Genomic DNA, 12,896 nt, shown 5'->3' on the forward strand with positions numbered 1-12,896 from the left:
CGCCTGACTTTCTATTTGCGGCGACCGCGGGCTTTGGCTGCTGCTTTTTTCGCCGGCGACGACGCCCGCCCCTTCGACGGATTCGCCTTGCGCCCCTTTACGCTCCGGTTCGGGCCTTCCACATAAGGCAAACCAGTGCGCTTGTCGATGTCCTTTTGCAGCGGAACCTTCTTCTCGTGGAATGCGCCCTTGAAGTTTGGATCGAGGCGGCGACGACGCTCGTCAATCTCCCGATCCATACCTTGCTGCTCATCGAAAGCGGTAGGAGCCACCGCTACGTCGGGTGGCAGGGGTAACTCCGGAATCGTCTGATTAATCAGCTCCGCAATGCGGCCCATATGGTGCATTTCGGCAGCGTTGGCAAACGTAATAGCCGCGCCCGTGTGCTGGGCCCGACCCGTGCGGCCAATGCGATGCACGTAGTCGTCGTAAATCAGCGGCACGTCGAAGTTGATGACGTGGCTTACCTGCGGCACATCGATGCCGCGAGCCGCTACATCGGTGGCTACCAAAAAGCGCAGCTCACCAGCACGGAAAGCCTCCATCGCGTTGATGCGTACGTTCTGGCCCTTGTTGCCGTGAATGGCTCTTACTTCACCCGTGCTTTTGCGCCCCAGAAAATGCGCCACGTTATCGGCGTGCTCTTTGGTGCGGCAGAAAATCATAACGCGGTTGAACACTTCCTCATCGCGCACCAGGTAGCCCAGCAAGTTGATTTTGGTGAGCAGGTTGGGCACCTGATACAGCGCCTGACTGACATTTTGGGCAGATGTAGCCGCCGGAGTCACTTCCACCCGCACCGGGAACTCCAGAAACTCCTCGCTCAGTGTTGCTACCTTATCCGGCATAGTGGCCGAAAACAGCACGTTCTGCCGCTTGGTCGGTATAACTTCCAGAATGCGCCTGATTTGGGGCATAAAGCCCATATCCATCATTTTGTCGGCCTCGTCGAGCACCAAGGTTTTCAGTTCTTTCAAAACCAAGTCGCCCTTCAGATATAATTCCAATAGGCGCCCCGGCGTGGCAATCAGAATATCAACGCCCTGAGCAATAGTTTCAATCTGTGTTTTGGGCCCCAAGCCGCCATAGATAGCGAAAATGCGCAAATCGGTTTGGGTGGCGAGGCGCTTCAGGTGCGTTTCGAGCTGAATAGCCAATTCGCGAGTGGGGGCCAAAATCAGGGCGCGGGGATGCGTACCCTGCGCGTATTTCACCTTCATCAGCAAAGGCAAACCAAAAGCGGCGGTTTTGCCGGTGCCCGTCTGCGCGATACCCAGCACGTCGTGTCCGGCAAGCAAAAGCGGAATAGTTTGCAGCTGAACCGGCGTAGGCTCCGTAAAGCCTGCTTCAGCCACGGCCGTAAGTAGCTGCTTATTGAGCTTGAAATCGGCGAAGGAAATGGGTTGGGGCGTGGCGTCGGACATGATGAAAAAAGCTAATGCGAAAGACAAAGGTACGTGACTCTGGTAGGAGCGCGACACAGCACAGCTAGTCGTGGGCTGACAGTGGGGGGCAAAATTTGTAATTCAGCGGAGTGATGTAGAAGCTAAACGGCTGGCGGCGCATTTTTACGAACTATGTGTTGCGATAAAAAAACTCTCTCATAATTTTTGAATAACCCCGGCAGACCGCTACTTTTGTCCCTCCATTACCCATCTGGTAGGCATAGCTCAGCTGGTTAGAGCATCGGATTGTGATTCCGAAGGCCGTGGGTTCGAGCCCCATTGCTTACCCTGAAAAGGTCCCCGAAAGTTTTTTCCGGGGACTTTTTTTTTGTTTGTGCCGTTGTCAACTTCAAATCATCTGCTTGAATCACCTTTATTCCCTCTTCTTATGAGTCTGGTAGTTATCGGTTCGGTGGCGTTCGACGCCCTGGAAACGCCTTTCGGCAAAACGGACAAAATCATCGGTGGCGCGGCTACTTATATCACGCTGTCAGCTTCTTACTCCGTAAAGCCGGTGAAGCTGGTGGCCGTAGTAGGCGACGATTTTCCGCAATCGGATGTGCTTTTGTTGCAAGAGCACGGCGTTGACACAGAAGGCTTGCAGATAAAAGAAGGGGAGAAGTCGTTTTTCTGGTCGGGCAAGTATTCGACGGACCTGAACTCGCGCGAAACCCTACAGACGGAGTTGAATGTGCTGGCCGATTTCGACCCCATCATTCCGGATTCGTACCAGGACTGCAAATACCTGATGCTGGGCAATCTGACGCCTCAGGTGCAGCGCCTGGTTATTCAGCGCCTCGTCAATCGGCCTAAGCTTATCGTGCTGGACACCATGAACTTCTGGATGGATGTGGCACTCGAAGAGCTGATCACGACCATTGAGATGGTGGATGTGCTAAGCATAAATGACGAAGAAGCTCGTCAGCTTTCGGGTGAGTACTCGCTGGTAAAAGCAGCCCGCAAGATTATGGCTATGGGGCCTAAGTATCTGATTATTAAAAAGGGCGAGCACGGCGCACTGCTGTTCTGCAAGAACAAAGTGTTTTTTGCTCCCGCCTTGCCCCTGGAAGAAGTATTCGACCCGACCGGCGCCGGCGATACTTTCGCGGGCGGCTTTATCGGCTACCTCGCCGCCACCGATGATATCAGCTTCGACAATATGAAGCGTGCGGTCATTCACGGCTCGGCTATGGCTTCGTTTTGTGTTGAGAAGTTTGGTACGGAGCGCTTGGTTAATTTGACCAAAGAAGAAATCGAAGCTCGGGAGCGCCAATTCGCTGAACTGGTAAACGTAGAGCCGATTAGCATTGAAGCTTAAGCTTGATTAAACCAAAAAAGCCCCCCAGCACTCGCGGCTGGGGGGCTTTTTTATGCGCTTGCTTCTCACCTTTGAGCAACCAAATAAAGCGAAGCTGGGTAAAAGAGTGGAGTAATCTTCTCACCCTTAGCTCTACTACAATGGCAGAAAATAAGAAGCCCTCGAAGAAGAAATCTGTGCCCTCTGACTCGCCGCAGAATGAAACGAATTCTGTAGCGCCAGATATGAAGGGCGGCTCCAATAGCGGCGGAACCAAAGTGCAGAACGCCAACCAGAATATTCTCACCGAAGCGGGCAACGACATACGCGGCAATACGCCCGGCGGCAACGTGAACGAAGTACTTTCGGCTCGTACCAATAAGCCCCGCAGCAACCCCAATCCTTCGCAGCAAAAAGCAAAATAAGGATTGGAGACGGCACAAAAAAGCCCCCCGGAACCAGTTCCGGGGGGCTTTTTTGTGCCGTAGGCTACTGAGGCAGCAGCAGCCGCGCATACTTGATCTGGGGCGTACTGTCGGGATAATACTGGCGGATAATGAGCGTTTTGTCGTTCAGCCAGCGCACCTCCTCTGGCCCCCAGGTATTCACTACGCGGTTCCAGCGCAACATCGGGATTCCACTTTCCAAGGACCAGACCTCCAGCCCATTAGGCGAATAGCCGGCTTCCATATCGGAGTTGAATGCGACGAAATGGGTACCGTTGGGCGCCAACACCGGCCGGCCCCACAGCCGCGTGCGCCGCCCGGTATGCTGATTAATCAGTAGCACGAACCCTGACTCCCAACGCGTGACATCCAGCACCCAAAAGTCGCTGTTGGCTAAAGGCCCCCGGAAGCGGTAAACAACGTGCTTTTCCTCGTCCGGATCGGTTATATTATTGGTTAGCGTAAGCGTACGGCCATTCGTTAGGGTAAGAAGGAGTTGATCAGAGCGGCGCTGGGCCCGGCCCTTCGCCAACTGAATATATTTCTGTTCGGTGGTATCGGTGTCGATGCCATTGAGGCGGGCAAACTCAGCTTCGCGAGCGGGGGTAAGCCGGGCTACACTGCCGTTGCGGAGCCGGATGGTATCGGTTTCCGAGCGCAGAACCTTAGCCGCTGGAGCCGCCGTTGCTGAGCTAGCAGGGTGTAGAACTTTCGGCTGCACAGCCGCCGTGGGTGATCTTGCCGGGGTTTTCGCGATTTCCTGAGGACTACTGTCGCAGCTGATCAGCGAAATGCCCCCCAGCGTAAGAAGAATTGGATACAAGTTCATATAAGCACAAAATTAAAAATCTTGCTTGAGCCATTGTTTGAAGCTAATCTGCTGCTCGGGCGTAGCATCAGCGCGTTTCGCAATGGTAACCTTTGGCCAAAAACGCCGGGTTGGATCAGCTGCCAGCGTTAGGGTAAGCAGGCGGCTCTGGCGAAACACGCTTAGCTCATAGCTGGGAGCTCCAGTGCTAAGCAACACCTGCAAATTCATCTGAACCCGTTGCCCATTCACCGCTATTATTTCGTCATCAACGGTAAGAGCGGCGGCAGCGGGCGAATGGGGGAGGATGTTCGTTACTTCCGTTCGCTCGTTTTTGAGAATGGTCTTAAACCCAAATACGCCTTCCGCAGCCGATACGTTTTCTTCTTGCAGGAGCGTGCAGCCCACAAAGTGCAGGGCTTTGGTCAGGGGCTCTTCCAAAGAGGCAGTGCCGTAAATAAAGCTGTCGAAATATTGCCGCATGGGCCGGCCGGCTACTTCTTCCACCAAGCGGATATAGTCATCTTCGGTGTAGCCCACGCCCGGCTTTCCAAATTCCAGCCACAGCCGCCGCAGCACATTGTCGAGGCTGCGCTGATGCTTGGAAAGCTGCCGCAACGCCAAATCCAGGAGCAGCGCCACCAGCGCTCCTTTATAATACACGGATACCTTCCGATCGGGCACGCCATTCTTATAGCCATCCAGCCAAAGGTCAACGGAGGCGTCGGCCAGCGACAGATTGAAGCGGCCGTCGTCTTCGTAGTGCTTGCGCAGCACCGTGTTCAGTTCCTGGAAATATTGCTCCGCCGTGCGCACGCCGCTACGTGCCAATAAATACTCGCCGTAATAAGTTGTGATGCCTTCGGCGATGTAGCAGGTGCGGAAATACTGTTCCTGCGTATAGTCGTAGGGCAATAGCTCGGCGGGCCGGATGCTTTTGATGTTCCAGGTGTGGAATAATTCGTGGCAGCTTACGCCCAACAGCTCTTTATAAAGCACCTCCGTCATGAGCAGCTGCGCGGGTCCCAGCGTAATAACCGTGGAGTTGGTGTGCTCGACGCCGTGGTAATGACTGTAAGGCAGAATCTGGTTGATGAAATGGTAATCAGCCACTGGAAAGCCGCCAAACAAACTCAACTGCTCCTCTGAGAAGGCTGTAAAATCCTGAAGTAAGCGCGGCCAGTCGGGGTCACACTCGCCCTGCACCCAGACATGAAATGGGATGCCCTGCGCCTGGTATTCGTGGTGTTGGAGCGTAGGACTAGCTATCAGCGGGCATTCGATGAGGTGCTCAAAACTGTCGGCCTGAAGCATGTGGGGGGCTTTTTGGGGTAGGCCACACGCAATCTGCCAGCTCTCGGGCAGTTCTAATGTCAACTCGCAAGGCTCCTGTTGCCGGCCTTCGGCGTACATAAAGCATTGCACCCCATTTATGTATAGCTGACTTTCATCGAGCCAAGAGCCGCCCGCATCCATCTGGTGAGCGTAGAAGTTGTAGCGCACCCGCACCGTCCGTCCGGCCGCGTCCGCCACCTGCCAGCGATCTTTTGTGAGCTTACGATAGGAGAGGACCTCGCCCGAATCAGCATCATCTATCACCACCCGCTGAATCTTTTGCGCAAAGTTTTGCAGCTCATAGCGTCCGGGGCGCCAGGCCGGCAGCTGCAATTCCAGCGCTTCGGTAGCTTCGGCCGGCACCGTTAGCGTTAGCTGAATTTGCAGATAAAAAGTAAGTGGATTCTCAAACGAGACGTGGTAGTGAATCATAAAGGGAAGGTAGGCCTTGCGGCTGGAGTGTACGTCGGTGTCCCAAAAACAAAGGAAGTTGCTGAAGTCAAATGTATACGAAGCCGGTGCCCCCGCAAGCTTAAGTGCCTTCCAGAATGCCCTAAATGAGGCTTAAAGTCAACAAAGCCACTACTACTTTTCTATACTGTTTGGCATTTACAAATGAAGGCCTTACCTTTGCCGGCCATCCCCGAATAGCATTCCAAGACGATGAAAAGAACATTTCAACCCTCGCAGCGCAAGCGCCGCAACAAGCACGGATTCCGCTCACGCATGGAAACCGCCAACGGCCGCCGTGTGCTGGCCTCCCGCCGCGCCAAAGGCCGCAAGCGCCTGACGGTATCCGACGAGGGTCGTCATAAGCGCTAAACCGCTGACGGCTCCCGCCGATTCGCCCCAGCCAGCCATATCTATGACGCCGGGCGCGCGCTCCTACTCATTTCCGAAAGAAGAACACTTGTGTCGCAAAAAGCTCATTGACGAGCTTTTCGGCCGGGGTTCTTCTTTTGGTTTATATCCCTTGCGGTTGGTGTGGCTGCCCGCACTTGCCCCGACTACCGCTCCGCCCCAAGTGCTGGTGAGCGTATCGAAGCGTTCCTTCAAGCGGGCTGTGGACCGAAACCGGCTGAAGCGCCTCATGCGGGAGGCATACAGGCTGAATAAATACCGCCTGCTGGAAGCACCTGGGGGGCATTCTGTTGCCCTGCTGGGGATTATCTATTCGGGTAAGGAAAAAAAGCCTTTCTCGCTGGTTGAAAAAAAATTAATTTCAGGGCTGGAGCGTTTGCTAACTGATGCAACCCCCACCGTTGCGGTGGTGCCTGTATCGTAGGTTGTTTTCCACGCTTTCAGCCTTTTTATGCGCAAAAAATATCTGGCCGGCCTGGTTTTAGGCGGGGCCACGTTGCTCGTCTCTTTCCGCAGTGCCTCCGACAATGAGCGCTACTTCGAGATTGCCAAGAACCTCGACATTTTCGCGACCCTGTTTAAGGAAGTGAACACCTATTACGTGGATGAAATAACGCCCGCGAAAATGGTGAAAACGGGCATCGACGCCATGCTTAAGTCGCTGGATCCGTACACGAATTACATTCCCGAAGACGATATCGAGGACTTCCGCACCATGACCACCGGGCAATACGGCGGCATTGGGGCGGTGGTAGTGAAGCGGGGGGCAAAAACCGTAGTGCAGGCTGCTTACGAAGGCTATCCGGCGCAAAAGGCTGGCTTGCTGCCCGGCGATGAGATTCTGACTATTAACGGAGTCAACGTTTCGACCAAGAATAACTCCGATATCAGCAAGCTGCTGAAAGGGCAGGCCAACTCCGTAGCAAAGCTATCGGTGACGCGCTACGGGCAGGATGTACCGGTGGAGATCAACATTACCCGCGACAAGATTCAGGTAGAAAATGTGCCGTACTACGGCATGCTGACTCCTGAAATCGGCTACTTCCAACTAGCCGGCTTTACTATTGACGCCGGTAAGGAAGCGCGCTTAGCGGTAATGAAGCTAAAAGAGCAGGGCGCCAAAAAAATCGTTTTCGATATACGCGACAACCCAGGTGGCTTGCTCAATGAAGCCGTGAACGTATCTAACCTCTTCGTAAATAAGGGTTTGGATATAGTGAGCACCAAAGGAAAAGTAACCGACTGGAACAAAACCTATAAAGCCCTCGATGCTCCTCTGGACACGCAGATGCCGGTAGTGGTACTGACCAGCAACCGTTCCGCTTCCGCCTCCGAAATCGTGTCGGGCGTATTGCAAGACTACGACCGCGCTGTGTTGGTCGGTAAGCGAACCTTCGGCAAAGGACTAGTGCAGGCCACGCGGCCTTTGTCTTACAATTCTCAGCTGAAGGTAACAACTGCCAAATACTATATCCCAAGCGGGCGCTGCATTCAGGAAATAGACTATGCCCATAGAGCCGAGGATGGCACCTTAGGGAAAGTGCCTGATTCCTTGCGCACCGCTTTCAAAACGACCAGCGGCCGCGTAGTATACGATGGGGGCGGCGTAGCTCCCGATGTGGAAGTGAAAGAGCGTGCCATCGCGGATATCACCCGGGTGCTGCTGCAGAAAAACTATCTGTTTGACTACGCTACTCGCTACCGCGCCGCTCACGCCACTTTGCCCCCCGCCCGTGAATTTCACCTCTCAGACGCTGAGTATCAGAAATTCATCGAGTTCTTAGGCGGAAAGGATTTGAGCTATTCCACGGATATGGAAAAAAGTCTCGCTCAGTTAAGCAGCAGAGCAAAGGAAGAAAAGCACTACGACGACGTAAAGGCTGAAATCGAGGCCATTCGCCGGAAGGTTTCTACAAACAAGAGCAACGACCTGACCCGCTTTAAGCCCGAAATTCGGGAGTTGCTGGAGCAGGAAATCGTATCGCGCTACTATTTCCAGAAAGGTCAAATCGAAGCCAGCTTCGACGATGATCCGGATATTCTGATGGCCCTGAATGTGTTGAATGATCAGGCACGCTATGCAGCTTTGTTGAAGCCAGGCACACCAGAAGCAAAATCGCGTCCCGAACTCAAGAAAACAGGGGAGAAGTAACCTTTAAGCATTTTATGATAACCAAAAGCAGGTTCCTATAGGGGCCTGCTTTTTTGTTTGTGCCAACCAAAAGGGAATTTCAACTCCTCATTAATGCGCCTCTTCCCGGTTGTACCTTTGCGCAAATAGACCTGGCTCATGCTTATTCTTTCTCTCGAAACTTCTTCTCCTGTGTGCTCTGTGGCCGTGCACCAAGCGGGTGTTCTAGTCGGCCAAGCCGAACTGCGACTAGAGAAATCACACTCGTCGCACCTGAGCATACTAATAAATCAGCTGCTGGAAAACACGGGTCATACGCTTCAGGATGTTGCGGCGGTGGCTTTATCTGACGGGCCTGGCTCGTACACGGGTCTGCGGATCGGTGGGGCGGCGGCTAAAGGTTTGTGCTTTGCCTTGGAGATTCCGCTGCTGGCTGTTAGTACGTTGCAGGCCTTAGCCTGGCAAGTAGCTGCCTACACCGCATCGCCCGAAACCTATCTTTATTGCCCCATGCTGGATGCGCGGCGCATGGAAGTCTACACCGCGTTATATACCTGCGACAGCCAGGAAATTTTGCCCCCCACAGCCTTGGTGTTAACTCCCGATGCGTTGGCCGAACAATTAGGTGGGCACCGCGTGTTATTCTTTGGCAACGGAGCAGTTAAATTTCAGTCGCTGCTGGCTGAGCAACCTAACGCTGGCTTCCTAGCGGGCATCGAGCCGTCGGCGGTGGCGGTGGGCGCTTTGGCGTGGGGAGCATTTCAGCGGCAGGAGTTTCGGGATGTTGCGTATTACGAGCCGTTTTATTTAAAGGAAGTTTATACAACTACTCCTAAGGTGAAGTAGAGGGACGTAAAAACAATGGAATGGCTTTCCTGAGTCATCATTTAATGAGTAAGGAAAGAAAATCTTTGCACCAATTTGAAGCCCATTGGGTCTTATCGATATGGAAGAAATTATCAACCGCGTAGCGCAAAGCGCCCTTACCACGCTCAATCTGGAATTGCTGCTGCATCCAGGAGAGCGCGTGGTGTATGATATTAAAGATAACCTGTTTCAAGGGCTTATTCTGCGCGAGAAGGACTTTCGCGAATTCGTTAAGACTCATGACTGGAGTCAGTACGACGGTAAAAACGTAGCTATCATCTGCTCAGCCGATGCCATTGTGCCTACCTGGGCTTATATGTTGTTGGCCACAAAGCTCCAGGGACATGCCCATCGGTACGTATTTGGCAACTTGGAAGCCTTGGAGCAGGAGTTGTTTCAGGAAGCCATTGCCGCCATCGATGCCGAAGAGTACCGCGACGCAAAAGTGGTGGTGAAAGGCTGCGGCAGCATTCCGGTGCCAACATATGCCTACGTAGCTATTATGCAAAAGCTACTGCCGGTAGCAGCCAGCATGATGTACGGGGAGCCGTGCAGCACCGTGCCCTTGTATAAGCGCCCCAAAGTATAGCCGCTGCTTCGGTACAGCTAACTAGTATATGCGAGCACTCTATATACTATAGAGTGCTCACAAGTAGAGTGTGGCCTAAGCTTACTCTATTAATAAGGAGACCTAAACGCCTTGCATGACTAAAGCCGCGGCACCCGTTTACCAGATTGGCTTAACTACTGGCGTGGCCTTGGTAGTAGCCAATATGGTAGGAACGGGTGTTTTTACCACGTTGGGCTTCCAGCTGTTGGATATCCAAAGTGGCTTCGTGGTGCTGATGCTTTGGGTTGTTGGGGGGCTTATTGCCTTGTGTGGAGCCTGGTGCTACGCAGAACTGGCTGCTGCCATGCCGCGCTCAGGAGGCGAATACCAGTACTTATCCCAGATTTATCATCCGGCTGTCGGCTTTCTGTCGGGTTGGGTATCTGCTACGGTGGGGTTCGCTGCCCCGACGGCGCTCGGCGCAATGGCTCTGAGCAGTTATGCCACCAGTGTGTGGCCAGCGCTGAATCCGCTGTGGCTATCAGTAGCGGTAGTGTTGGTGCTCACGGCTATTCATGCCAGCAGCAGCAGGGCTGGAAGCTACTTGCAGGTGGTTATTACTGCGGCCAAAGTAATAGTGTTGGTGGCCTTTATCGGAGCTGGCTGGCTGCTGGCTGATCCGCAGGCTATCCAATTTGCCCCCCAGCCCACCGATTGGGGCCAGTTGCTCAGCCCGGAGTTCGCCGTATCATTGATCTATGTTTCGTACGCCTACTCCGGCTGGAATGCGGTTGTGTACATAGCCGGTGAGGTAAAAGCCCCCCAGCGCAACTTACCGCGCATTTTGCTGCTAGGTACTTCTATCGTAGTCTTCTTATATGTGGCGCTAAACTTCATCTTCCTATACTCCACACCTGTCGCTAGCCTTGCTGGAGAAGTTGAAGTAGGATACGTAGCGGCCCATCATCTTTTCGGAGAATCAGTAGGACGCCTTATGGGAAGCGTTATTGCTGGCTTGCTGCTGTCTACGGTTAGCTCCATGATTTTTGCCGGCCCACGGATTATGCAGATAATGGGCGAAGATATGCCAGCCTTGCGCGAAATGGCAGTGGTAAGTAAAGTAGGAATCCCAGTTCGGGCCATGCTGTTTCAAACGGCCCTCACTCTTCTGTTCATTTTTACTTCCACCTTCAAAGCAGTACTGCTTTATGCAGGCTTTGTCCTTAGTTTGTTCACTTTTCTGACGGTCATGGGCCTGTTTGTGCTACGGTGGCGTCAGCCCAACTTACCCCGCCCTTATCGCGCGTGGGGATATCCATTGACGCCACTTGTATTCCTGACGCTCAGCGGCTGGACGCTGCTCTTCATCCTCCGTGCCAATCCTACGGAGTCGTTTTATGGACTAGCCACGCTTCTGGGGGGCTTATTTGTTTATTATGGAGGACGCCGAATAAGAGCAAAGTCAGTATGACCGTGGCCTTCTCAAATCGTATACTGTCCTACTCTTATAAAAAGTCACTTCGTGCCAGATAATCCCTCTGCCCAGCAATCACGCTGGAAGCAAGCTGTATATCAAGTAATATTTGAGGCAGACACGCACGCCGGGCAAGCGTTCGACATCACTCTATTATGGGCCATTTTGCTCAGTGTTCTGGTAGTGATGCTGGAAAGTGTGCAGAGTGTAAACCAGCAGTACGGTCCTTATCTGCGCGCCCTGGAGTGGTTTTTCACCATCCTGTTTACTATAGAGTATATCACCCGACTTGTTGTGGTACGTCGGCCACTAAAGTACGCCTTCAGCTTTTTAGGCATAATCGACTTCCTTGCCATCGTTCCCACCTTCTTAAGCCTTCTTATAGTAGGCAGCCAGTATTTACTGATTATTCGCACAATCCGACTATTGCGGGTCTTTCGTATTCTTAAACTCAGTCGGTTCGTAGGGGAAGCCGCAGTTATAACAGGTGCTTTAAAAGCTAGCCGTCACAAAATATTGGTGTTCTTAACCTCTGTAGTGGCAATGGTTGTAATAACAGGCACATTAATGTATGTAATTGAAGGTGGGCAGAATGGCTTCAGCAGTATTCCTCAAAGTATCTATTGGGCTATCGTGACGCTCACCACCGTTGGATACGGTGATATTTCTCCGACAACTACCTTAGGAAAAGCATTAGCGTCGGTCATCATGATTATGGGATATGCCATCATTGCCGTTCCCACCGGAATTGTCACCGCCGAGCTATCACGTCCTTATCAGAAGAGCTATAAGCACGTCATTTGCCACGTTTGTCAAGCTACCGAGCATGAAGAAGATGCTGCTTTTTGTCGCAAATGTGGCGAGAAGCTATAAGACGTAGTCATCCTCGTTCCTCGTTCAAGAGTCTCATCAACTGATGTGTATAGTAGATGCCTGCAAGCACTGCTTCTGGCTTAGTTAAGCCGCTAGCATTTTTCCCGTGGTAGTTTCTTACAATGATTTGAAATAGTTGGTGCTCCTAACACGCTGTATTTCAATATGCTCACATCCGTCAGGGCAATCAAGTAGTAGATTAACGGTAAAAAATACCGTTCACTGCTTGCAAACAATGATTCTATCCTGCACTTTTGCACTCCCAATCCGAAACGCGGTGGGGTCAACAAGCTAAAGTCTCTTCATTGACAAGTGCTCTTTGCACTGTCAGAGCTGATAATAGCTGATTCATCAAGCAGATATTTTTAGTAAAAAAAATCATTTGCTTTTTCAGTTAAGAAGTTCTTATCTTTGCACTCCCAAATCGAAAGGAGTTGGTAGGCGAAGAAGCTTTAAGAGTAGAGTCTAAAAATTTAAATAAAAAATTTGCAGATTTTTCTTGACAATTCAAAATCAAAAGCTACCTTTGCACTCCCAATCCGAAAGAGGGTTGAACATTAAGTAAAAAAAGAGTCGCTCGACTCGCAAGGCTCCTTCAAAAGGAAGGGCGCATACGTTCTTTGAATGATTGGAAAGTAACGAATGGTAAACGTTTCGGTTAGCTTTTGGTAACAAAAACTAATTTGAAACAAGTAAGACCAAGCGACACGAATTAAATGATTACGTCAATACGTGAGCAGGAGTCAGCACTCGACAGCAGCTTAGGTTCGCCTAAGTGAAGAGAATTTATACAATGGAGAGTTTGATCC

At 52.1% G+C, this 12,896-nt stretch carries 12 protein-coding genes and 1 tRNA gene; 10 read left to right on the plus strand and 3 right to left on the minus strand.

Annotation, left to right across the window (positions count from 1 at the left end; translation table 11 throughout):
• Nucleotides 1-11 precede the first annotated feature (11 nt).
• Nucleotides 12-1,424 carry a DEAD/DEAH box helicase gene (locus tag IEW06_RS07810; protein WP_187733178.1) on the minus strand — a complete coding sequence of 471 codons (1,413 nt, stop codon included), beginning with the start codon at nucleotides 1,422-1,424 and terminating at the stop codon, nucleotides 12-14.
• 235 nt (nucleotides 1,425-1,659) lie between these two features.
• Between IEW06_RS07810 and IEW06_RS07815 the strand changes: the two genes are divergently transcribed.
• The 3 genes from IEW06_RS07815 (at nucleotide 1,660) to IEW06_RS07825 (ending at nucleotide 3,167) form a co-directional block, all read left to right on the plus strand.
• A tRNA-His gene (locus IEW06_RS07815) sits at nucleotides 1,660-1,733 on the plus strand.
• 100 nt (nucleotides 1,734-1,833) lie between these two features.
• Nucleotides 1,834-2,763, plus strand: a complete 930-nt coding sequence (locus IEW06_RS07820; protein WP_187733177.1) for a PfkB family carbohydrate kinase — start codon at nucleotides 1,834-1,836, stop codon at nucleotides 2,761-2,763.
• Nucleotides 2,764-2,903: 140 nt separating this feature from the next.
• Nucleotides 2,904-3,167, plus strand: coding sequence for a hypothetical protein (locus IEW06_RS07825; RefSeq protein ID WP_188547894.1), 264 nt, complete (start codon nucleotides 2,904-2,906; stop codon nucleotides 3,165-3,167).
• Between the two features lie 64 nt (nucleotides 3,168-3,231).
• Here the strand turns inward: IEW06_RS07825 and IEW06_RS07830 are convergent, their stop codons facing one another.
• Both IEW06_RS07830 and IEW06_RS07835 read right to left on the minus strand, forming a co-directional pair.
• Entirely contained in the window at nucleotides 3,232-4,017 is a 786-nt protein-coding gene (locus tag IEW06_RS07830; protein ID WP_188547896.1) for a hypothetical protein, read from the minus strand.
• A 12-nt stretch (nucleotides 4,018-4,029) separates the two neighbouring features.
• The gene (locus IEW06_RS07835) at nucleotides 4,030-5,763 is read right to left on the minus strand and encodes a M61 family metallopeptidase (RefSeq protein WP_188547897.1); all 1,734 of its coding nucleotides are present in this window, start codon (nucleotides 5,761-5,763) and stop codon (nucleotides 4,030-4,032) included.
• Nucleotides 5,764-5,994: 231 nt separating this feature from the next.
• Here IEW06_RS07835 and rpmH point away from each other — a divergent pair, with 231 nt between their 5' ends.
• From rpmH to IEW06_RS07870, 7 genes are all read left to right on the plus strand, one after another.
• Complete coding sequence (gene rpmH, locus IEW06_RS07840) at nucleotides 5,995-6,153, plus strand: 50S ribosomal protein L34 (protein WP_084444044.1); 159 nt, start codon at nucleotides 5,995-5,997, stop codon at nucleotides 6,151-6,153.
• Nucleotides 6,154-6,196: 43 nt separating this feature from the next.
• Nucleotides 6,197-6,616, plus strand: coding sequence for a ribonuclease P protein component (locus IEW06_RS07845; protein WP_188547899.1), 420 nt, complete (start codon nucleotides 6,197-6,199; stop codon nucleotides 6,614-6,616).
• A 27-nt stretch (nucleotides 6,617-6,643) separates the two neighbouring features.
• Nucleotides 6,644-8,344 carry a S41 family peptidase gene (locus IEW06_RS07850; RefSeq protein ID WP_188547901.1) on the plus strand — a complete coding sequence of 567 codons (1,701 nt, stop codon included), beginning with the start codon at nucleotides 6,644-6,646 and terminating at the stop codon, nucleotides 8,342-8,344.
• A 138-nt stretch (nucleotides 8,345-8,482) separates the two neighbouring features.
• Nucleotides 8,483-9,169 (plus strand): tRNA (adenosine(37)-N6)-threonylcarbamoyltransferase complex dimerization subunit type 1 TsaB, encoded by a 687-nt coding sequence (tsaB, locus tag IEW06_RS07855; protein ID WP_187733173.1) that lies wholly within the window; start codon nucleotides 8,483-8,485, stop codon nucleotides 9,167-9,169.
• A gap of 100 nt (nucleotides 9,170-9,269) precedes the next feature.
• Nucleotides 9,270-9,779 (plus strand): DUF2480 family protein, encoded by a 510-nt coding sequence (locus IEW06_RS07860; RefSeq protein WP_187733172.1) that lies wholly within the window; start codon nucleotides 9,270-9,272, stop codon nucleotides 9,777-9,779.
• A 115-nt stretch (nucleotides 9,780-9,894) separates the two neighbouring features.
• The gene (locus IEW06_RS07865) at nucleotides 9,895-11,211 is read left to right on the plus strand and encodes an amino acid permease (RefSeq protein WP_188547903.1); all 1,317 of its coding nucleotides are present in this window, start codon (nucleotides 9,895-9,897) and stop codon (nucleotides 11,209-11,211) included.
• Between the two features lie 51 nt (nucleotides 11,212-11,262).
• Complete coding sequence (locus IEW06_RS07870) at nucleotides 11,263-12,087, plus strand: ion transporter (protein WP_187733170.1); 825 nt, start codon at nucleotides 11,263-11,265, stop codon at nucleotides 12,085-12,087.
• Nucleotides 12,088-12,896: the final 809 nt, after the last annotated feature.

The organism is Hymenobacter qilianensis, from assembly GCF_014638675.1.
Lineage (GTDB): Bacteria > Bacteroidota > Bacteroidia > Cytophagales > Hymenobacteraceae > Hymenobacter > Hymenobacter qilianensis.

Excerpts from the sequence above, each read along its gene's own strand:
- IEW06_RS07825 (WP_188547894.1), top strand. The coding sequence starts at position 2,904 with ATGGCAGAAAATAAGAAGCCCTCGAAGAAGAAATCTGTGCCCTCTGAC.
- IEW06_RS07860 (WP_187733172.1), top strand. The coding sequence starts at position 9,270 with ATGGAAGAAATTATCAACCGCGTAGCGCAAAGCGCCCTTACCACGCTC.
- tsaB (WP_187733173.1), top strand. The coding sequence starts at position 8,483 with ATGCTTATTCTTTCTCTCGAAACTTCTTCTCCTGTGTGCTCTGTGGCC.
- rpmH (WP_084444044.1), top strand. The coding sequence starts at position 5,995 with ATGAAAAGAACATTTCAACCCTCGCAGCGCAAGCGCCGCAACAAGCAC.
- IEW06_RS07820 (WP_187733177.1), top strand. The coding sequence starts at position 1,834 with ATGAGTCTGGTAGTTATCGGTTCGGTGGCGTTCGACGCCCTGGAAACG.
- IEW06_RS07865 (WP_188547903.1), top strand. The coding sequence starts at position 9,895 with ATGACTAAAGCCGCGGCACCCGTTTACCAGATTGGCTTAACTACTGGC.
- IEW06_RS07835 (WP_188547897.1), bottom strand. The coding sequence starts at position 5,763 with ATGATTCACTACCACGTCTCGTTTGAGAATCCACTTACTTTTTATCTG.
- IEW06_RS07850 (WP_188547901.1), top strand. The coding sequence starts at position 6,644 with ATGCGCAAAAAATATCTGGCCGGCCTGGTTTTAGGCGGGGCCACGTTG.
- IEW06_RS07845 (WP_188547899.1), top strand. The coding sequence starts at position 6,197 with ATGACGCCGGGCGCGCGCTCCTACTCATTTCCGAAAGAAGAACACTTG.
- IEW06_RS07830 (WP_188547896.1), bottom strand. The coding sequence starts at position 4,017 with ATGAACTTGTATCCAATTCTTCTTACGCTGGGGGGCATTTCGCTGATC.
- IEW06_RS07810 (WP_187733178.1), bottom strand. The coding sequence starts at position 1,424 with ATGTCCGACGCCACGCCCCAACCCATTTCCTTCGCCGATTTCAAGCTC.